The 19,696-nt window shown below is 67.1% G+C and carries 14 protein-coding genes; 11 read left to right on the top strand and 3 right to left on the bottom strand.

Annotated elements, in window-relative coordinates:
• Positions 1-66 precede the first annotated feature (66 nt).
• On the top strand, positions 67-2,334 hold the full coding sequence (locus BMX36_RS10565) for a glycosyltransferase family 4 protein (RefSeq protein WP_093064961.1): 2,268 nt from the start codon (positions 67-69) through the stop codon (positions 2,332-2,334).
• 53 nt (positions 2,335-2,387) lie between these two features.
• Positions 2,388-3,671 carry a glycoside hydrolase family 130 protein gene (locus tag BMX36_RS10560; RefSeq protein WP_066780615.1) on the top strand — a complete coding sequence of 428 codons (1,284 nt, stop codon included), beginning with the start codon at positions 2,388-2,390 and terminating at the stop codon, positions 3,669-3,671.
• On the opposite strand, the gene BMX36_RS10555 is transcribed toward BMX36_RS10560, so the two are convergent.
• Complete coding sequence (locus BMX36_RS10555) at positions 3,649-5,610, bottom strand: OPT family oligopeptide transporter (RefSeq protein WP_093065497.1); 1,962 nt, start codon at positions 5,608-5,610, stop codon at positions 3,649-3,651. The genes BMX36_RS10560 and BMX36_RS10555 overlap by 23 nt on opposite strands.
• A 231-nt stretch (positions 5,611-5,841) precedes the next feature.
• On the opposite strand from BMX36_RS10555, the gene BMX36_RS10550 reads away from it, so the two are divergent.
• The 4 genes from BMX36_RS10550 (at position 5,842) to BMX36_RS10535 (ending at position 8,675) form a co-directional block, all read left to right on the top strand.
• Positions 5,842-6,147, top strand: coding sequence for a PspC domain-containing protein (locus BMX36_RS10550; protein WP_093064959.1), 306 nt, complete (start codon positions 5,842-5,844; stop codon positions 6,145-6,147).
• A gap of 239 nt (positions 6,148-6,386) precedes the next feature.
• A complete protein-coding gene (locus BMX36_RS10545; RefSeq protein ID WP_093064957.1) occupies positions 6,387-7,673 on the top strand; it encodes a homoserine dehydrogenase in 1,287 nt (428 codons plus the stop codon).
• A gap of 82 nt (positions 7,674-7,755) precedes the next feature.
• Entirely contained in the window at positions 7,756-8,112 is a 357-nt protein-coding gene (locus tag BMX36_RS10540) for a GntR family transcriptional regulator (RefSeq protein WP_066780606.1), read from the top strand.
• Between the two features lie 119 nt (positions 8,113-8,231).
• Positions 8,232-8,675 carry a hypothetical protein gene (locus BMX36_RS10535; RefSeq protein ID WP_093064955.1) on the top strand — a complete coding sequence of 148 codons (444 nt, stop codon included), beginning with the start codon at positions 8,232-8,234 and terminating at the stop codon, positions 8,673-8,675.
• On the opposite strand, the gene BMX36_RS10530 is transcribed toward BMX36_RS10535, so the two are convergent.
• A complete protein-coding gene (locus BMX36_RS10530) occupies positions 8,665-9,705 on the bottom strand; it encodes a mannose-1-phosphate guanylyltransferase (protein WP_371262862.1) in 1,041 nt (346 codons plus the stop codon). The genes BMX36_RS10535 and BMX36_RS10530 overlap by 11 nt on opposite strands.
• A 245-nt stretch (positions 9,706-9,950) precedes the next feature.
• On the opposite strand from BMX36_RS10530, the gene BMX36_RS10525 reads away from it, so the two are divergent.
• The 5 genes from BMX36_RS10525 to BMX36_RS10505 are packed head-to-tail and all read left to right on the top strand — an operon-like array spanning position 9,951 to position 17,707.
• On the top strand, positions 9,951-11,339 hold the full coding sequence (locus tag BMX36_RS10525; RefSeq protein ID WP_093064951.1) for a TIGR03013 family XrtA/PEP-CTERM system glycosyltransferase: 1,389 nt from the start codon (positions 9,951-9,953) through the stop codon (positions 11,337-11,339).
• Positions 11,336-13,402: an XrtA/PEP-CTERM system histidine kinase PrsK gene (gene prsK / locus BMX36_RS10520; RefSeq protein WP_093064950.1), complete on the top strand. Its 2,067-nt coding sequence runs from the start codon at positions 11,336-11,338 to the stop codon at positions 13,400-13,402. The genes BMX36_RS10525 and prsK overlap by 4 nt, the downstream gene beginning before the upstream one ends.
• Complete coding sequence (gene prsR, locus BMX36_RS10515; protein WP_093064948.1) at positions 13,399-14,745, top strand: PEP-CTERM-box response regulator transcription factor; 1,347 nt, start codon at positions 13,399-13,401, stop codon at positions 14,743-14,745. Before prsK ends, prsR begins: the two co-directional genes overlap by 4 nt.
• Positions 14,738-16,849 (top strand): tetratricopeptide repeat protein, encoded by a 2,112-nt coding sequence (locus BMX36_RS10510; RefSeq protein ID WP_093064946.1) that lies wholly within the window; start codon positions 14,738-14,740, stop codon positions 16,847-16,849. The genes prsR and BMX36_RS10510 overlap by 8 nt, the downstream gene beginning before the upstream one ends.
• Positions 16,850-16,900: 51 nt before the next feature.
• Positions 16,901-17,707: an ATP-binding protein gene (locus tag BMX36_RS10505; protein WP_177179082.1), complete on the top strand. Its 807-nt coding sequence runs from the start codon at positions 16,901-16,903 to the stop codon at positions 17,705-17,707.
• Between the two features lie 40 nt (positions 17,708-17,747).
• Here the strand turns inward: BMX36_RS10505 and BMX36_RS10500 are convergent, their stop codons facing one another.
• Positions 17,748-19,529, bottom strand: a complete 1,782-nt coding sequence (locus BMX36_RS10500; RefSeq protein WP_093064942.1) for an ABC-F family ATP-binding cassette domain-containing protein — start codon at positions 19,527-19,529, stop codon at positions 17,748-17,750.
• Between the last annotated feature and the right edge of the window lie 167 nt (positions 19,530-19,696).

Here is a 19,696-nt window from a genome sequence, read left to right as displayed (position 1 = left end):
GTCAGGCGGGTTGTAACGCTGAACGCCATGTTAACGGGCGCTCTTCCGTAGCAAAGGCATATGAGGATGAACCAAGCGGTCGAGAACAACAGCGTCACGCACATCGCCCTCATCGGCAATTTTCTGCCGCGAAAATGTGGGCTTGCGACCTTCACGACCGATACGTTCAACGCCCTGAAAAGCCGCTATCCGGATCTGTCCGTCGATGTGTACGCGATGGACGATCATCCCGGTCGCTATGATTATCCCTCGTGCGTCACTGGCACGATCCCGCAGGATGATCGGGCAGCCTATATCGCAACTGCGAGAGCGATCGAGACGTCCGGCGCACAGGCGATCTGGCTCCAGCACGAATATGGCATCTTCGGTGGCGCGGCCGGGGAGCATATCCTGGCGCTGCTCGATCGTACCAATCTGCCGTTGATCGTCACGCTGCACACCGTTCTGGAAAAGCCGAGCGCGCAGGAGCGGGCGGTGATGGAAGGGCTGCTGCGGCGTGCGGCAAAGGTCATCGTCATGGCCGAACGCGGTCGGGACATCCTGACGCGGGTCCATGGCGCCAATCCGCGCTCGATCGTCACCATTCCGCATGGCGTGCCCGATCGCCCCTTCGCCGATCCCGCCACGGTGAAGCCGCGCTTCGGCTGGTCGGGGCGCAAGGTGATCCTCACCTTCGGCCTGCTCGCGCCGGGCAAGGGCATCGAGACGGTGATCGAGGCAATGCCCAGCGTCGTGGAGCAGAACCCGGATGCGATGTATATCGTGCTGGGCGCCACCCATCCCAATCTCGTCGCCCATGAAGGCGAGAAATATCGCGATGGCCTGAAGGCGCTGACCCGCGAACTCGGCGTCGAAAACAACGTCGCTTTCGTTGATGCCTTTGTCGAGCAGGACGAACTGATCGACTATCTCCAGGCGGCCGACATCTATGTCACGCCGTATCTGAACCCGGCACAGATCACGAGCGGCACGCTCTCCTATGCCGTGGGCGTGGGCAAGGCCGTGATCTCCACGCCTTATGTCCATGCCACGGAGATCCTGGCCGACGGACATGGCGTGCTGGTCGACTTCCGGGATGCGGCGGCTTTCGCGCGTGAGATCAACAGCCTTTTGGGCAGCGAGCGCAACCGCTCACGCCTGTCCGCACGCGCCTATGAGCGCGGCCGGACGATGACTTGGTCACGTGTGGCGGAGCGAGCAATGAACGAGATTACGTCGATCGTTGACGGGCGCCCTCAGCGCATCGCCTCTTCCGGGCCGATCAAGCCTCACGCGCCTGATCTCTCCGCCGTGGAGCGGATGAGCGATTCGACCGGGATGCTGCAGCATTCGATCTATTCCGTGCCCGATCGTCGCCACGGTTATTGCATCGATGACAATGCACGCGCGCTGATCCTGATGAGCGCGATGGACGACCTCGACGACGCTGCACGGGACAAATGGACCACCATCTACGCGTCCTTTGTGCAGTTCGCATGGAACCCGGAACAGCGCCGCTTCCGCAACTTCATGAACTTCGATCGGACGTGGTGCGAGGACGAGGGGTCGGAGGATTCCAACGGTCGCGCCTTGTGGGCGCTTGGCGTCACCGCGCGAGACGCGCGCAGCCGCAAGCATCGCGACTGGGCGACGATGATGTTCGACATGACGGCAAGCCTCGCCTTCGAGCTTGGCAGTCCGCGCGCGCAATCCTTCGCCATGCTGGGTGCGGCCGCCATGCTGGAGGCATCGCCCGGGCATCAGCTCGCGCATTCGATCCTCACGCGCTTCCCGGACGAGCATATGGCCCTGCTGGATGCCGCACGGCGCCCCAATTGGGTCTGGTTCGAGATTGTTCTCGCCTATGACAACGCCCGACTGCCCGAGGCGCTGATCCGCGCCGGGCAGGCGATCGGCCGGCAGGATGTGGTGGATACCGGCCTGGAGACGCTGGCCTGGATCATCGAACAGCAAAAGAGCCCGGAGGGTCGCTTCCGCGCTGTGGGCACCGAAAGCTTTGGGCGGCCCTATGCCGATCCGCTGCCGTTCGATCAGCAGCCGCTGGAAGCGCAGGCAACGGTTGAAGCGTGCTGCGCCGCCTTTGCGGCCACGGGCGAAGAACGTTGGCGGACAGAGGCGGAGCGGGCCTATGGCTGGTATTTCGGGCAGAACGATCTCGATCTGCCGCTCGCCACGGTGCAGGATGGCGGCTGTTTCGATGGGCTGATGCCCACCGGTTTGAACCGAAATCAGGGCGCCGAGTCCATTCTGGCGCTGCAATTGTCGAACTGCGCGATTTCTAGGCTTTCAAAGGCAGCGCAAGCCGTGGCAGGAACGGGGCGCGCTGTCGCGTAAGCCCCGCTTGCCTTGGCGCGTCGACTTCCGGACGACAATACGAGGCCTTTTTCTTGGACTTGTTCAATCATCGGCTCCGGCTCCATGCCGACCCGTCGCGTGTCGTGGTGCGCCCGTTCCATATCGCCAAATCGGCGATGAACGGTCAGGGGCAAAGCCGTTCCCAACGAATGATCGATGCCGTTCTGGCTATGACGTCGATCCAGGCGAGCGAGCAGCTGGCTGCCGTGCTCAAGGATTTCGAGGCGCGCCACTGGCAAACGCGCCGCGTGTTCCTGACCCGCTTCGCGGAAATCGCCGAGCTTCACGGGCTGGATAACCTGGCCATCGATGATGAGAAGCGGCAGCTGATCGGCGCCTATTTCTGTCACGAATATAGCTATGCGGCCGCGGCGCTGATGAACCCCAGCGCGGTGCCGCATCCCGATCAGTCCGGGATGACCGAAGGGTCGCAGCGCATCCTGATGAGCCTTCGTGCGGTGGGTGAGGGCCATATCTCCTCCGTCGCTTTCCGCGAAGGGATCATCACCAGCGACAATCAGCTGATGCTGGCGCCCGAACCGCCCTTCGCCACTGCGGCCGACGCGCACGGGATCGACGGGCAGGACATTCCGACTGGCCCCGTCACGGTGCATCGGAACCGCGATTCCACCCTGTCGGGCACGGTGATCTTCCCGATCACCGAGGCGCAGTCGAAGGGGCTGGAGGATTTGCGCCTCGTCCACTTCACCCATGACGATGGCTCGCTGGAGTGGCTCGGTACGTACACGGCCTATAATGGCGCCAGCATCCAGTCCGAACTGCTGCGCACGCGCGATTTCCGCGCTTTCGATCTGGTGCCGATGACCGGATCGGCCGCCCGCAACAAGGGCATTGCGCTGTTCCCGCGCACGGTGAACGGCGAATATCTCTCCATCGGTCGGCAGGATGGCGAGAACCTGTATCTGCTGCGGTCGGACCGGCTCGATCATTGGGACGATGGAGAGCTTATCCTAACCCCGGTGTTCCCTTGGGAACTGGTGCAGATCGGCAATTGCGGCCCGCCCATCGAGGTCGACGAGGGCTGGCTGCTGCTCACCCATGGCGTGGGCGCGATGCGCAAATATTCGATCGGCGCGGCGCTGCTCGACAAGAACGATCCGTCCAAGGTGCTCGGCCGCACGCGTGAGCCGATCCTGGCGGCCGCCGATCAGGACCGCGAAGGCTATGTGCCCAACGTGGTCTATACCTGCGGCGCGATGCGGCAGGGGGACAAGTTGTTCATGCCTTATGGTATCGCCGACAGCTCGGTCGGCTTCGCCTTTGTGGAGATCTCTAAGCTGCTGGCGCTGATGTGACGGCGCGGCGCGTGGCGCGGTAAAGCCACGCGATCAGCGCCACGAACAACAGGGCGCCGCCGGTCAGGGCGACGGGCACGAAGCCGTCGCCCACCACCGCGAGCGGCGTGTCGCTCCCGCTGGCGGCGACGATCCCGGCAAAGGCCACGCCCCACAGGCTCTCGCCGACGATCATGCCGGTCGCGGTCAGCGTTCCCATGCGCCGCGCGGCTTCCGGGTTGGCGGTGCGATCCGCCCAGCGATCATAGGCCGCGCCGATCAGCGCGCCGAGCACCACCGGCAGGATCACCGCCATCGGCAGGTAGATGGCGATGCCGATCGCGAGCGGCGGCAGGCGCAGGCGCTTCGCTTTGCCCAGCGCCTCGTCCAGGGCAATGAAGATCACGCCCGCCAGCGCGCCCCAGCGCAGCATCGACCAGTTGAGATCGCCGCCCAGCACGCCCTTCGCGAGTGAGGAGATCAGCCCGGCCTGCGGCGCGGCCAGCGCGTTCGGCCCGGCACCTGGCGCGCCGGCGAAGCCGAACGCGGTGTTCAGCAGGTCAAGCACTGGCGGTACCACGATCGACCCGAAGATCACGCCGATCACCAGCGCCACCTGCTGCTTCCACGGTGTCGCGCCGACCAGCTGCCCGGTTTTCAGGTCCTGCAGATTGTCATTTGCGATGGTGGCGATGCCGAACACGATGCCGGTGACGATCAGCGCATATGCGACCAGGGCGGCAGTCGTGTCAGCCGGCAGGTCGCGCCCGAACAGACCCACCAGCAGCAGGGACGCGGCCAGGATGGAGAGGATCCCGATCCCCGATACCGGCGAATTGGAGGCCCCGATCAGGCCGGCCATATAGCCCGTGACGGTGGCGATCATCAGCCCGATCACCACGACGAAGACGAGCGCGCCCGCTACCAACACTGCGGCAGAGCCGGCGATCGGGCCGGCGCTCGCGACGCTCCACAACAACCAGGCGATCGGCAGCAGCAGGGCCAGTGCGGCGCCGGCTACCACGCCGATCGGCAGATCCTGCTCCTCCAGCGCCAGCGCTTCGCCGGCGTGCCGTGCCCGGCTGGCGGCCAGCGCCGAGGTGACACCGCCGACCACCGGCCGCGCGATCCGCACCAGCGTCCAGACGGCAGCGATGCCGATCACGCCGGCACCGAAGAAGCGCACGTCTTCGCGGAAGATCGCTCCCGCCCAGCTTTCCACGTCACCCGCCGCCGGCTGTGCCGCGGTGAGGATCGGCAGCAGGATGAACCAGGCGGTGACAAGGCCGACGAGCTGGGCAAGGCCGACCGACAGGCCAACCAGATGACCGACGCCGAACAAGGCGAACGACAGGCTGCCCGCTGCCCCGGTCGCGCCGCTGCCCAGCCGGAACCAGGTGCCGACCTCCGCCGCCGCCAGCTTCATCTGGGTCAGGATCGCGAAGCCGGCCGATGCCACGCTACCGGATACCAGCAGGCGAAGCCCCGCCGCGCTTTCCGCCGCCCCCGCGCGTGAGCCGGAGCCGACCTCCAGCACCTCCGCCGCCGCGCGCCCCTCGGGATAGGGAAGGTCGCTCTCCACCACCAGCGCGCGCCGCAGCGGCACCGAGAACATCACGCCCAGCACGCCGCCAAGCGCCGTGATCCCGGCTGTCAGGTGAAAGGGGAAGCCCTGCCACCAGCCGATGATCACCAGCCCCGGCAGCACGAAGATGATCGCGGCCAGCGTGCCGGCAGCACTGGCGATGGTCTGGACGATATTGTTCTCAAGGATGGACGAGCCGCGGAACTGGCGCAGGATCGCCATGGAGATCACCGCCGCGGGGATCGACGTCGCAAAGGTGAGCCCGACCTTCAGGCCGAGATAGACGTTCGCCGCCGTGAACAGCAATGTGATCAATCCGCCCAGCAGCACGGCGCGCGGGGTGAGTTCGGCAACAGGTTTTGGCGGCATGGTCATCGCGGCATGCTGGCACATCAAGGATGCGGCGCCAATGCGATCCTCACCCGGCGCACCCCGCTGGGTTGGCAAATATCGCCACTATCTGGCGCCCTGTCCGGCAGTTGCGGATGGCGACCAAGCGCCGAGCTTCGGCAAGTAGCTAAAAAAGCAGGAAAACCATGTCTGGCACGGAAGCTGCAAATCGCCCGGCATCAACGGCCGACGCCGTTACAGACCGGAGCAATCGCAATGACCACCGCCGCCCAGCCGCTCACCGCACCGAAGGATAACCTGCTCGGCATCTGCAACGCCTTGGGTGAAGACTTCGGCTTCAACCCCTTGTGGCTGCGTCTCGCGCTGGGCGCAGCCTTCGTCATCCAGCCGGTTGGTGTGGTCGTCACCTATCTCGCGCTCGGGCTGGTTGTCCTGGTCTCCCGGATCGCCTTCCCGAATCCACGCGCCGCGCAGCACGTCGCCAAGGAAACGCCCTTGGCCGAGCAGCCGGCCGTGGTGGCCAATGAAGCGGAGCAGCAGGTGTTCGCCCAGGCAGCCTGATCAGCTACGAAAAAAGTTGCCCGGCCCTTCCGTGAAGAGGGGCCGGGCAGGTTGCCCGTGGAATCACGGGCTTGGGTCGCAGCTAATCATTGGCAGGAGTCGACCGCAGGGCACATCCCCCAAAAGGGGGATACGGCCAAAAATTAGATCGTGTTTGGATCTTTACCGTCCCGTGCACGCGCAAGGTCGACACGGCACCGCCAAGTGCTTACTCGCTCCTGCGCGATGAGGGGGTAAAGATGACGACAGCATTGCGCGTGGCATTGGCGGGGCTCGGGACGGTCGGCGGCGGGGTGATCCGCGTGCTGGAGGCGAACCGCGAACTGATCACGCGGCGTGCCGGTCGGCCGATCGAGATCGTTGCCGTGTCGGCGCGCGATCGTACCAAGGATCGCGGCGTCGACATCAGCGGTTTCGAATGGATCGATGATACCAGCGCACTGGCGCGCTGCGATGCCGATGTCGTGGTGGAGCTGGTCGGCGGCGCGGATGGCCCTGCGCTCGCACTGGCCCGCGCGACGCTCGCTGCGGGGAAGGGCTTCGTCACGGCCAACAAGGCCATGCTGGCGCACCACGGTCTGGAGCTTGCCGACGCGGCCGAAGCCGCCAAGGTGCCGCTGAAGTTCGAGGCGGCCGTCGCCGGCGGTATCCCGGTGATCAAGGGCCTGCGCGAAGGCGCCGCCGCCAATGACATCGGCCGCGTCTATGGGATCCTGAACGGCACCTGCAATTTCATCCTCAGCAAGATGGAGGCCGAGGGCCGAGACTTCGCCGACGTGCTCTCGGAAGCACAGGCGCTTGGCTATGCCGAGTCGGATCCCTCGTTCGACATCGATGGTGTCGATGCCGCGCACAAGCTGTCGATCCTCTCCTCCATCGCCTTTGGCACGCGACCGGCCTTCGGGGCTGTTGCGATCAGCGGCATCCGCCATGTCCTCGCGGCTGACATCGCGGAGGCCGCGACGCTCGGTTACCGTGTTCGGCTGGTGGGCGTGGCCGAGGCAGGCGCCAACGGCCTGTTCCAGCGCGTCCATGCGCATCTCGTCCCATCGGATCACCCGTTGGCGCATGTCACCGGATCCACCAATGCGGTGGTCGCCGAGGGCAATTTCGTCGGCCGCCTGCTGTTCCAGGGTGCCGGCGCCGGGGACGGCCCGACCGCCAGCGCCGTCGTCGCCGATCTCATCGATATCGCGCGCGGCGAATATGGTCCGCCTTATGCGATGCCGGTCGCCTCGCTGGCGGAAGCGCCGGCGGCACCCACTGGCGAGCGCCGCGGCCGTGCCTATCTGCGCTTCACCGTGGCGGATCGGGTCGGCGTGCTGGCGGAAATCGCGGCGGCGATGCGCGATGCTGGCGTGTCGATCGAGAGCCTCATCCAGCGCGCGGCGCCTGTCGACGGAACGGCGCTGGTCGCCATCGTCACGCATGAGGCGCCCGAGTCGCATATCGAAGCGGCGCTGGAGCGGTTGCGCGGGTCGCAAAGCCTGGCCGGCGAGCCGCTGTGGATGCACATTCTGGACTGATCGCGCCCGTCGTGCCGGGTCGGGCAACCGATCCGGACACTTCTTGGCTGGCCTGGGCCGTTATTTGCTGTATTAAGGCAGCATGACAGCGCTGAGCAACGAAGACAGCCCGGTCTATATCAGACTTCGCGGAACGATCGCGGCGGGGATCCTGCGTGGTGACTTCCGCGCAGGCGATCAGCTGCCCTCGGTGCGTGCGCTTGCGGCCGAGCATGGGGCGAACCCGCTGACCGTCGCCAAGGCCTATCAGTCGTTCCAGGATGAAGGCTATGTGGAGGTGCGGCGCGGCGTCGGCATGTTCGTGCTGCCCGGCGCCGCGGAGCGGCTCCGCATCGCCGAACGCGACTCTTTCGTCAGCCAGCAATGGCCCCGCATTCGCGCCTATATCGACCTTCTCGGCCTCGACACCGCCACCTTGCTGGACCGGCAGTCCGCTTGACAGGCTCGCGCCGGCGCGGCGCGCGTGAAGCCTGACGAAGAATTTCCCTGACGCCGCGCGGCCATGCCCGTCTGCAAAGACGATGGTGCCGGTCCTCAAGCAGCAATAGGTTCCTCCCCATGGACCTCACCTTCGTAAAGCGCGGCGGCAAGTACGACGAACTCACCATCAGCCGCGCTGATGGCACCACGGAAACGATCGCCTGCCCGAAACAGGGCATCATCCCCCATGACATGATCCATGTCGCGGTGGAGAGCGTGCTGGCGCACCGCGGCTTTCTGACGCTCGTGGCTGAGGGGCAGGCGGTCGGCTTCGACACCGGCGGCGCGCAGGAGGATCAAGCGGTCGAGCGCCTGGTGGAAGTGTTTCAGGCGGAAATGTGGGGCGGGCGGGTGCCGGTGGCGGATCTGATCGCCACCTACGAGCGCGCCTGCGCGGCGCGCGGCCATGAGGCGGCGACCATCTCGGCCGAGGACATCGCGGCGATCCGTTCCCGGCTCGATGAGCTGACCGGGCAATGGGCCGATGTGCCGATAAATGATGGGCTGACGGTTACCCTTTGAGCGCGCCCAGCTCCGCCTCCGGGCTTCTTGCGTCGGAGCCGCCGCTGGACTTCATCGCTTCCAAGAGCATCTTTACTTCCTGGCTGCGGCCACGGGGCAGGACCAGCACGTCGTTGCCTGATGCCACGACGATCAGGTCGCTCACGCCCACCATGGCGATGCGCACGCCATCGCTGCGCGCCAGGCAGTTGTTGGTATCAAGCGCGATCACCTCGCCGCGGATTGCGTTGCCTGCGGGGTCGCACGCGCTGATCGCGTGAAGCGCGTCCCAGCTGCCGACATCGTTCCAGCCCATCGACACCGGCACGACAGCGACCCGATCCGACTTTTCCATGACCGCATAATCGATCGACTCGTTCGGCGCCTCGGAGAAGGCGACAGCGGACGGCCGGATGTGCGTGCCGGCACGCTCGCCATCGGCGATCGAGCGGCGGACGGCGTCCAGCATGGCGGGTTCGTGCTGCGCCAGCGCATCCAGGAACGCATCGGCGCGGAACAGGAAGATGCCGCCGTTCCACGCATGGTCGCCGCTTGCCAGCATCGCCTCGGCAGCGGCGCGGGGTGGCTTTTCGACGAAGCGATCGACGCGATACACGCCCGTCTCGATCGGTTCGCCCACCTTGATATAGCCATAGCCGGTTTCGGGAGCGTCCGGCGTGATGCCGAATGTGACGAGCCAGCCCTGCTCCACCATCGGCAGCGCGGCCTGAACGGCGGCGCGAAAAGCGTCCACATCCTCGATCACATGATCGGATGGCATGACCAGCAGGGGGGCGTCCGGCTCCACGGCGCAAAGCGCGGCGAGCGCGATGGCCGGCGCCGTGTTGCGCCCGATCGGTTCCAGGATCAGCGCCTGCGGTCGGCAACCGACGGCGGCAAGCTGTTCCTCGATCATGTCGGCATGACGGGCATTTGCCACCACGATGGGCGCGTCGAACCGCTCGCCGGAGGCGCGCGCGGCGGTCAGCTGCAGCATCGTCTGCTCGGCGGTCAGCGCCAGCATCTGCTTTGGACGCTCCGGCGTCGACATGGGCCACAGCCGTGTGCCCGATCCGCCGGACAGGATCACGGGGACGATCGACGTCATGCGCGCAAGCTCCTCACGGCATCATGAACGCGCCGCAGGAGTGCAGGCGCGAAGGAAAGTGGAAGATGCCCCGTGCTTGAATGCATTACGAGCATTTTCGATCCGGCGGGCTGTTCAAACTTTCTTTGCCAATTCCTGTAACAGCACTCGTGTCGGTTTCCCTTACACCATAGGGACGAGCGCGGGCGATGATCAGGGTTTTCAAACATTACGTGCCGAACGCGGTCGTCCTGCTCGGGCTGATCGATGTCGTGCTCCTGCTGGCCGCCGCGGAATGCGGGTGGCTGGTGCGCGCCGCTCAGCTCGACATGATCCCGGAGCCGATCTGGGAACGCCTGCCGCAACTCGCCGCCTTTGCCGTCCCGCTCGCCGTCGCGATGGTCGCGGTCGGCGCCTATCAGGCGGATGTTCTGGTGTCGGTCCGTCAGGCGGTGATGCGGCTGATCGTGGCGGTATGCCTTGGCGTTATCTTCCTCAGCCTGCTGTATTTCTTCATGCCCACCGTCACCTTGTGGCGGTCCAGCCTGTTCTACGCGATGCTATTCGCCATTGCGTGGCTGGTAGCGGCGCGGCTGCTGTTCCGCCGAATGCTTGGCGGTGAGCGGTTCCGCCGCCGCATCGTGGTGCTGGGGGCAGGGCCCCGAGCTGCCCGGCTCGGCGCATTGGAGCGGGCGAACGGTGCCAGCTTCGTGGTTGCCGGCTATGTCGCGATGGGCGAGCCGATGGTGGCGGTGGCGCAGGCCGTGCCGCGCGGTGACATCCCCAATCTCGCCGCCTTCGTGGTGGAATGCGGCGCGACGGAGGTGGTGCTGGCGATCGAGGAGCGTCGCAACGCGCTGCCGCTGAAGGATCTGCTGCGCGTCAAGACGACGGGCGTTCATGTGAATGAATTTTCGACCTTTCTGGAACGCGAGACGGGCCGGATCGACCTCGCCAGCGTGAATCCTTCCTGGCTGATCTTTTCCGATGGGTTCGCGTCGGGCCGCATGCTGTCCGCCATGGCGAAGCGCGCCTTTGATATCGCGGCGAGTGGCCTCTTGCTGATGGTCACGCTGCCGCTGATCATGCTCACGGCGTTGGCAATCAAGCTGGAAAGCCGCGGCCCCGCCTTTTACCGCCAGCGCCGCGTCGGCCTCTACAATGAGCCGTTCGACATTCTGAAGCTGCGCTCCATGCGCCAGGATGCGGAAGTGGGCGGCCAGGCGGTCTGGGCCCTCGAGCGCGATCCCCGCATCACGCGCATTGGCAGGTTCATCCGCAAGGTCCGGATCGACGAACTGCCGCAATGCTGGAGCGTGCTGAAGGGCGAGATGAGCTTCGTCGGCCCCCGCCCGGAACGACCGCAGTTCGTGGAGGAGCTGGAACAGCAGCTGCCTTATTACGCCGAACGCCACATGGTGAAGCCCGGCATCACCGGCTGGGCGCAGATCAATTATCCCTATGGCGCCTCGATTGAGGATGCGCGGCACAAGCTGGAATATGATCTTTACTATGCGAAGAACTATTCGCCCTTCCTCGATCTGCTGATCCTGCTGCAGACGTTGCGGGTCGTGCTCTGGCCCTCGGGCGCGCGGTGAACGCCGCACCGATTACCCTGTGGACCCATGCGCTGGCGGCGCTGCTGTTCGGCACGCTGGCGCTGTCGCAGCGGCGCGGCGGCGGCGGGCTGCCGCGCGCACCGTTCATGGCCGGGCTGCTCGCAACGGCGCTCTGGGCGCTGGCGGTGGCCGGGCTTGATGCGCGCGACGTGGCGTCCCGGATCGCCGAAGGCGTCCGCAATCTCGCCTGGCTATGGCTGATGTACGCGCTGGCCCGGCAGAAGCCGGTTGACGGCGCCTGGCCAGCCGTGCGTGCAATCTACGCCGCGGTGGCGATCGTCACCGTCGCATGCTGCCTGCTCGCGCTGGGCTCGGTGATCGTCAGCGATCCGATTGCGGCCGCCGCGCTGCTCGACACTCGCCTTCTGCTGCAGATGCTGGCCGCGACCAGCGCGCTGATCCTCGCCAACCGGCTGCGTCAGGGCAGCGACCCGCGCCGGCACGGCGGCGAACGCATGACGATCGTGGCGCTCGCGATGATGTGGTTCACCGATCTCCTGGTGTTCGGGGGCACGTGGCTCACCGGCGACTGGCCCGCCGGCCTCATGGACCTGCGCGGCGCGGTGATGGTGGCACTGACGCCGCTGCTCAGCCTGGCCGTGCCGCGCGGCGACGAACGCAAGATGCAGGTATCGCGCACCCTGGCGCTGCTGTCGCTCGCGCTGGTCGCGGTGGCGCTGTACGTCGCCGTCACCGTGCTGGCGACGGCGATCATCGGATCGGTCGGCGGCAGCTACGCCCGGCTGGTGCAGACCGCGCTCATCTTCGGCACCACAGCAGCCCTGCTGGCGCTCGTCTCCACGCCCTGGACCCGCGCCTGGGCGCGCGTGCTGGTGTCGAAGCACCTGTTCAGCCACCGCTATGATTATCGCGGTGAGTGGCTGCGCTTCACCGAGACGCTTGGGGCGCCCGGCAGCGCGGCCGCGCCGCTCGATGTGCGGGTGGTGAAGGCGGTCGCGGACCTGACCGATTCTCCCGGCGGGTTGCTGCTCCTGCCGGACAGCGCCGCGCTTAGCCCCGCATCGGTGTGGAACTGGCCAGAGGCGCCGTCCCCCGAGCAGCCGGACCAGCGGCTCTTCGCCCATCTCGCTGCCACCGGGCGGATCATCGAGCTGGATGCGGTGCGCGCCGGCGGGGCAACGCCGGCCGATCAGGACTGCGTGTCCGCTTGGCTGCGCAACGACGACCAGGCCTGGGTGATCGTTCCGCTCATCCACCTGGGCGAGCTGGCCGGCGCCATCGTCCTTGCCCGTCCGGCGCTGAACCGTGCGCTCGATTGGGAGGATTTCGATCTGTTCGGCGTCGCCGGTCGCCAGGCCGCCAGCTATCTGGCGGAGGCGCGCGCCCATGCCGCGCTCGCCGATGCGCAGCGGTTCGACGAATTCAATCGCCGCTTCGCCTTCATCATGCACGATCTGAAGAACCTGGTCAGCCAGTTGACCCTTGTTGCGCGCAATGCCGAGCGGCACGCCGACAACCCGGCCTTCCGTGCCGACATGGTGGCGACCCTGTCCGATTCGTCGGATCGGATGAACGCTCTTCTCGCCCGCCTGTCGCAGCATCATGCCAGCCGTGCCGAAAAGGCCCGCCCCGTCCCGCTGCTCGCGCTGGCGGAGCGGATCGCGGCCGGGCGTCGGGCCCAGCATCCGGTGCGCGCGTCGGGCGAAGCGGCGGCCTGCGCGCTGGCCGATCCCGCCGCGCTGGAAACGCTCGTCTCCCACCTCGTCCAGAATGCGATCGAGGCGAGCGCATCCGGTGCGGAGGTGCAGCTGATCGTGTCCGCGGCGGACGGCGAGGCCAGCATCACGGTGGTCGATCACGGGCGCGGCATGAGCACGGCGTTCGTACGCGATCAACTCTTCCGCCCCTTTGTGTCGGGCAAACCGGGCGGCTTCGGCCTCGGCGCGTTCGAGGCGCGGCAGCTCGCCGAAGGGATGGGCGGTTCGATCAGCGTCGTCAGTCGCGAAGGCACCGGAAGCAGCTTTCGGATCGCGCTGCCGCTGGCGCCGTCGACGCTCGGGGGAATGGAATTGGCCGCATGAACGCTCCACGCAAGTTGTTGATCGTGGAGGATGATCTTGGGCTGCAGCGTCAGTTGCGCTGGGCCTATGACGGCTATGAGGTGCTGGTCGCCGCCGATCGGGCCAGTGCCGTCGATATGGTCCGCGCCGAGGAGCCGGCGGTGGTCACGCTCGATCTTGGCCTGCCGCCCGATCCTGACGGCACCAGCGAAGGCTTTGCTGCGCTGGCGGAAATCCTGTCACTGAAGCCGGAAACCAAGGTGATCGTCGCTTCGGGGCACGGCGCTCGCGAGAGCGCGCTTCAGGCGATCGCGGATGGCGCATGGGATTTCTACCAGAAGCCGATCGACATTGACGCGCTCGGCCACATCGTTGCGCGCGCCTTTCACGTCCATGATCTGGAAGCGGAAAACCGCCGCCTCGCGCTGCGCGATACTGGGCCGGCGCTCGGCGGGCTGATCACGGCGGCGCCCGAGATGATCAAGGTGATGCGCACCGTGGAGCGAGTGGCCCCGGCCGATGTGTCGGTCATGCTGCTCGGCGCGAGCGGCACCGGCAAGGAACTGCTCGCCCGCGGCCTGCACGACGCCTCCCGTCGCTCCGGTGGCGCCTTTGTCGCGATCAACTGCGCCGCCATTCCCGAGACACTGCTGGAAAGCGAACTGTTCGGCCATGAACGCGGCGCCTTCACCGGCGCGGTGAAGACCACCGAGGGCAAGATCGAGCAGGCGGCGGGCGGCACCTTGTTCCTGGACGAGATCGGCGACGTGCCGCTCGCGTTGCAGGTGAAGCTGCTGCGCTTTCTTCAGGAGCGGGTGATCGAGCGCATCGGCGGCAGGCGGCCGATCGCGGTCGACACCCGCATTGTCTGCGCCACCCATCGCGACATCGACGCCATGGTCGCCGCCGGTGCCTTTCGCGAGGATCTATATTACCGGCTGGCCGAAATCGTGGTGCGCATTCCCTCGCTCGCCGGGCGTCCGGGCGACGCGGCCTTGCTGGCCAGGCATTTCGTCACGCGCTACGCCGCGACCATGAACCCGGCGGTATCCGGCCTTTCTTCCGACGCGCGCGCGGCGATCGATGCGCATGACTGGCCGGGCAACGTCCGGGAGCTGGAAAACCGCGTGAAGCGCGCCGTCATCATGGCCGATGGGAAATCGGTGACGGCCGCCGACCTGGATCTCGCGGCCGGCGAGGATGGTGCCGTCAATCTGCGCGCCGCGCGGGAGGCGGCCGACCGTCAGGCGATCCGCCATGCGCTGGCTCGCGCCGATGGCAATATCTCGCAAACGGCGCGCCTGCTCGGCGTCAGCCGCCCGACCCTGTATGATCTGCTGAAGAGCTACGGCTTGCATGATTGAGGAAGCAGGGCGCTATCCGCTGCTGCGCGGGCGGCGGCGTCGCCGTCGCGCGCGGGCGGGCACGCCATCGTGGCGGCTGGCTCGCGTGGTGGCGATGCTGGTCATCACCGCGCTGGTGCTGGCCGCGATCGTGCTGGTCGCCCGCCGTGCCGCGCGGCCCGATCCGGGCGCGGCGCTGGTCGCCAGCCTCGCGGCGCTGAAGCGCGGCAATTACAGCGCGGCACGCAATCACGCGCTCGTCGCGGCCGACGGCCAGGAAGCGGCGCGCGCCAATGCGGTGCTTGGCCGTGCTTATCTGCTGGTGGGCGATGGCGCGGCCGCCGAGGGCGCGCTGAACCGCGCAGTGGCCGCCGGCATGCCGCGCGCGCGGCTCCATCACCTGTTCGCCGATGCCTATCTGATGCAGGGCAGTGCTGATCGCGCACTGTCAGAGGCAGCGCGCGCCGCTCCACGCTACCGCGGCTATGCCGCCCGCGTCCGGGCCCGCGCCATGGCCGTGAGTGGCGACGTGCCCGGCGCCACCCGATTGCTGAACACGATCCTGGCGGATGATCCGGACAATGCCGGTGCCTTGGCCGATCTTGGGCGCATCCGATTCGGCGCTGGCGACATCCTCGCTGCCGATCTCGCCGCGCGCCGCGCCATGGAGCTGGACCCTGCCAATCTGGCGGCGATCGTGCTGGCGGGGGAAGTGGTGCGCAGCCGCTACGGCCTTGTTGCCGCGCTACCCTGGTTCGATCGGGCGCTGGCGCTCGACGCTTATTACCTGCCCGCGCTCATCCAATATGCCGCGACCGCCGGCGATGCCGGCCGATATCGTGCCATGCTCGCGGCAACCCGCCGCGCGCTGGCCGCCCGGCCCAACAGCCCGGAGGCGCTGTATCTGCAGGCCGTCCTGGCTGCCCGGGCCGGCAAGCGCGATCTGGCGCGCGCATTGCTCGGCCGCATGGGCGATGCCGGCCTTGCCATGCCCGGCGTGGTGCTGCTCACCGGCATGCTCGCTTACGCCGATGGGGGTTACGAGCAGGCGGTGGTCAGTTTCCGGGAGATCGTCGGTCGTCAGCCGATGAACCTGGTGGCGCGGCGCCTGCTCGGTGCGGCGCTGCTGCGATCGGGCGACGCACGAGGCGCGCTTGACGTGCTGCGGCCGATCGCCGTGCGCGCTGATGCCGACAGCTATACGCTGGCTCTCGCAGGACGGGCGTTTGAGGCGACGGGGGAGCGGGACTGGGCGGCGCGCTTCCTTGATCGTGCGGCGCGGCCAACGCTGGCCGATCCGGAGCCTTTTGCCAGCGATGGCGGCACGGGTGCCCTTGCTGCGGCCGTGGCTGGTGCGCCTGCGGATCCTGCGGTCGCGGTCGCCTATGTCCGCAGTCTCCTTGATGCCGGGCAATCCGCTGCAGCGGAGCAGCGCGCCAGCGCGCTTGCCGCCGCATCGCCGGGGGCACCGGAGGCGCAGACACTGGCGGGCGACGTGCTGGCCGTGCAGCAGCGGTTCGGCGCCGCGCTCCCGCGTTACAAGCAGGCTGCCAATCTGCGCTTCGACACGCCCGCCATGCTGCGCCTGGCGGAGGCCGCCAATCGATCCGGCGCCGCGGGGCAGGCGGCGTCCGCCCTCGCGCTGTACCTGTCGCAAAACCCGCAAAGCGTGATCGCGCACCGCGCGCTCGCCAACCTTCAGCTCGGCGCGCGAGACTGGCCTGCCGCCATCGAAACGCTGGAGCGGCTGCACGCCGGGGTCGGCGGGCGGGACGCCCTCGTCCAGGCACAGCTGGCCTATGCCTATGCCGGGGCAGGGGATGGCGCGAGCGGCGTGGATCATGGCCGCGCCGCCTACCGGCTCGCACCGATGAACCCGGCGGCCTGTGATGCCTATGGCTGGGCCTTGTACGAACGGGGTGATGTTTCTGCCGCGCTGCAGCTTCTGGAAAAGGCCGCCGTGCTTAACCCGGCGCACGCCGGCATCCGCTGGCATTTTGCACAGGCACTGGCGGAGGCTGGGCGAACGGAGGAGGCACGGGCGCAGATCGCTCAGGCCTTGCGCGATCCCGCCTTTCCCGATCGCGCGCCGGCCATCGCGCTGCTAAAGTTCCTCGAGCGCTGATCCCCGCGCCGGGTGGTTGCGGCGCGATCGTCCGGCACCTAGCAGCGGATTATGGACGATCTCACCCGCATTGCCGCCGCGCTGGAACGCCTCGCGCCGCCCCCGCCGCCGGCGGCTGATCCGCTGGCGCACCCCGCGTATGTCTGGCGGGATGGCGTGCTGGTGGCGGCCCGTGCCTTTGCGCCGCTTCCGCTCGATCTGCTGCATGGGGTGGAGGTACAGCGTGATCTGCTGCTCGCCAATCTGACGCGCCTGTCCGGCGGCCATGCTGCCCAGGATGTCTTGCTGTGGGGCGCCCGCGGCACGGGCAAGTCCGCGCTGGTCAAGGCCTGCGTCGGCGCGGTCCAGACCACCGGTGGCCCGCTCGCGCTCATCGAGGTCGCCGCAGATCGGCTGGATAGCCTGCCCGCATTGTTCGATGCGATCGCGGCCGTGCCCCGGTCCTTTGTCCTGTTCCTCGATGATCTGGGCTTTGACGCCGCGGCGGACGCACGCACGCTGCGCTCCCTGCTGGAGGGCGGGGCGGAGGCGCGGCCGGCCAATGCACGGCTGGTCGTCACCTCCAACCGCCGCCACTTGATCCCGCGCGACGTTCACGAACAGGAAAATGCGATCAACCCGCGCGACGCGGTGGACGATCACATGGCGCTTGCCGATCGCTTCGGCCTCAGCCTCGGCTTCCACGTCGTCGATCAGCCGCTCTACCTCGACATCGTCCGCGGCTATGCGGAGCGGCATGGCCTGCCGTTCGATGCGCAGGATGCGCTGCTCTGGGCGAATAGGCGGGGCAGCCGGTCTGGCCGGGTCGCCTGGCAATATGTCGTCGATCTGGCGGGACGGGCCGGTAAAAGCCTTTAAGGCCGGATTTCTCCGGTCCCGTTCCGCTGGACGGCCGCTCCTACCCCAGCGCCTCGACCATCTCGGCCAATTCGAGCCAGCGCAGCTCCGCATTTTCCTTCTCGTCGCGCGCCGCGCTGATCGCCTTCATCAGCCGGTCGAACGCCCCCGGGTCGCGGGCATAGAGTTCCGGATCCGCCAGCAGCGCCTCGTCGCGCGCGATCGCTGCGTCCAGTTGCTCGATTCGCTTGGGCAGCTGATCGAAGTCACGCTGGTCCTTGTAGCTCAGCTTGGTCCGCGCCTGTGGCGGGGCTGCCGGCGTTGCGGCTGTCGCCTTGGCCGCCGACTTGCGCTCATTCTGCGGCGCCCGCTTCCGCTCCCAATCCTCATATCCGCCGGCGACGACATCCACCTTGCCGGACCCGTCCAGGCCGAGCGTGACCGTCACGGTGCGATCGAGGAAGTCGCGATCGTGGCTGACGATCAGGACGGTGCCCTCGTAATCCGCGATCACCTCCTGCAGCAGGTCCAGCGTTTCGAGATCAAGGTCATTGGTCGGCTCATCCAGCACCAACAGGTTGGAATGTCGCGCAAATTCCCGCGCCAGCAACAATCGTGATCGCTCCCCGCCCGATAGCGAACCGACCTTGGCTTCGGCCAGGCTCGGGTCGAACAGGAATTCCTTGAGATAGCCGTGAATGTGCTTCTTTGCGCCCAGCACGTCGATCCAGTCGCCACCGTCCGCCAGCACCTCGCGCACCGTCTTCTCCGGCGCCATCAGCTTGCGCTGCTGGTCGATGACGATGCCGTCCAGCGTCTTGGCGAGCTTCACCGTCCCGCTGTCGGGCGCCAGTTCGCCGGTCAGCAGGCGCAACAGCGTTGTCTTGCCCGCGCCGTTGCGGCCGACAATCCCGATCCGGTCGCCGCGAGTCACGCGGAACGTCAGATCGCGGATGATCGTTCGCCCGTCATAGCTCTTGCTGACATGCTCCGCGTCGATGACGACCTTGGTCTTGTTGTCGTCGCTGCCGATGGCCAGCGCAGCGGCGCCCTGCGGCCCGATCATCGCCGCGCGTTCGGCGCGCATTTCCTTCAGCTTGGACAGGCGGCCCTGATTGCGCCGCCGACGACCCGTCACGCCGCGCTGAAGCCAATGTTCCTCGATCTTCAGCTTGGCATCCAGCTTCTCGGCGGCGCGCTGCTCCTCGGCATAGACCTGCTCGGTCCAGGCATCAAAGCCGCCGAAGCCGACTTCAGCGCGGCGCATGTTGCCGCGATCGAGCCACAAGGTCTGTTTGGTCAACCGGGTCAGGAACGTTCGGTCATGGCTGATCACGACAAAGGCGCCGCGGAAGCGGCTCAGCCAATCCTCCAGCCATTCGATCGCACCAATATCGAGATGGTTGGTCGGCTCGTCGAGCAGCAGCACGTCCGGGTCCTGCGCCAGCGCGCGCACGATCGCGGCGCGGCGCCGTTCACCGCCGGACGCGGTCGCCGCCTCGCGCGACAGGTCGATACCAAGCTGATCGGCAATGGCGTCGGCCTCGAAGTGCTGCGGCGCGTCGCTGCCCGACAGCACATAATCGGCGAGCGTGGCATAGTCGGAAAGGTTCGGATCCTGCTCCAGCAGGATCACGCGGGTGCCAGGCACGATGGTGCGCCGGCCCTCGTCCGCGTCGATCGTCCCGGCGATCAGCTTCAGCAGGGTCGTCTTGCCTGCGCCATTGCGGCCGATCAGCGCCAGGCGGTCACGCGGGCCGACATAGAAGTTCAGGTTGCGGAAGAGCCAGCCGGCGCCCTGAATGAGGCCAAGGTCTTCATACGCTAGAATAGGGGCAGCCATGGGGGCGGCAGATAGGGTCGTGGCCGGGATGCGCAAGCGCCCTTCACTTCCGGCCTATGCCTTTGCTTTGATCGTCTGGGCTCGGCCCAGAAGCAAAAAGGACCGGATGCGCTGGGCATCCGGTCCTTTCTTGAGAAGCGCAGCGGCGAAGCCGCTGCTGGACGCTT

The organism is Sphingomonas sp. OV641 (assembly GCF_900109205.1).
Classification (GTDB): domain Bacteria; phylum Pseudomonadota; class Alphaproteobacteria; order Sphingomonadales; family Sphingomonadaceae; genus Sphingomonas.
The sequence above is the reverse complement of the archived record's forward strand: the minus strand, read 5'-3'. Positions and strand labels throughout refer to the sequence as shown.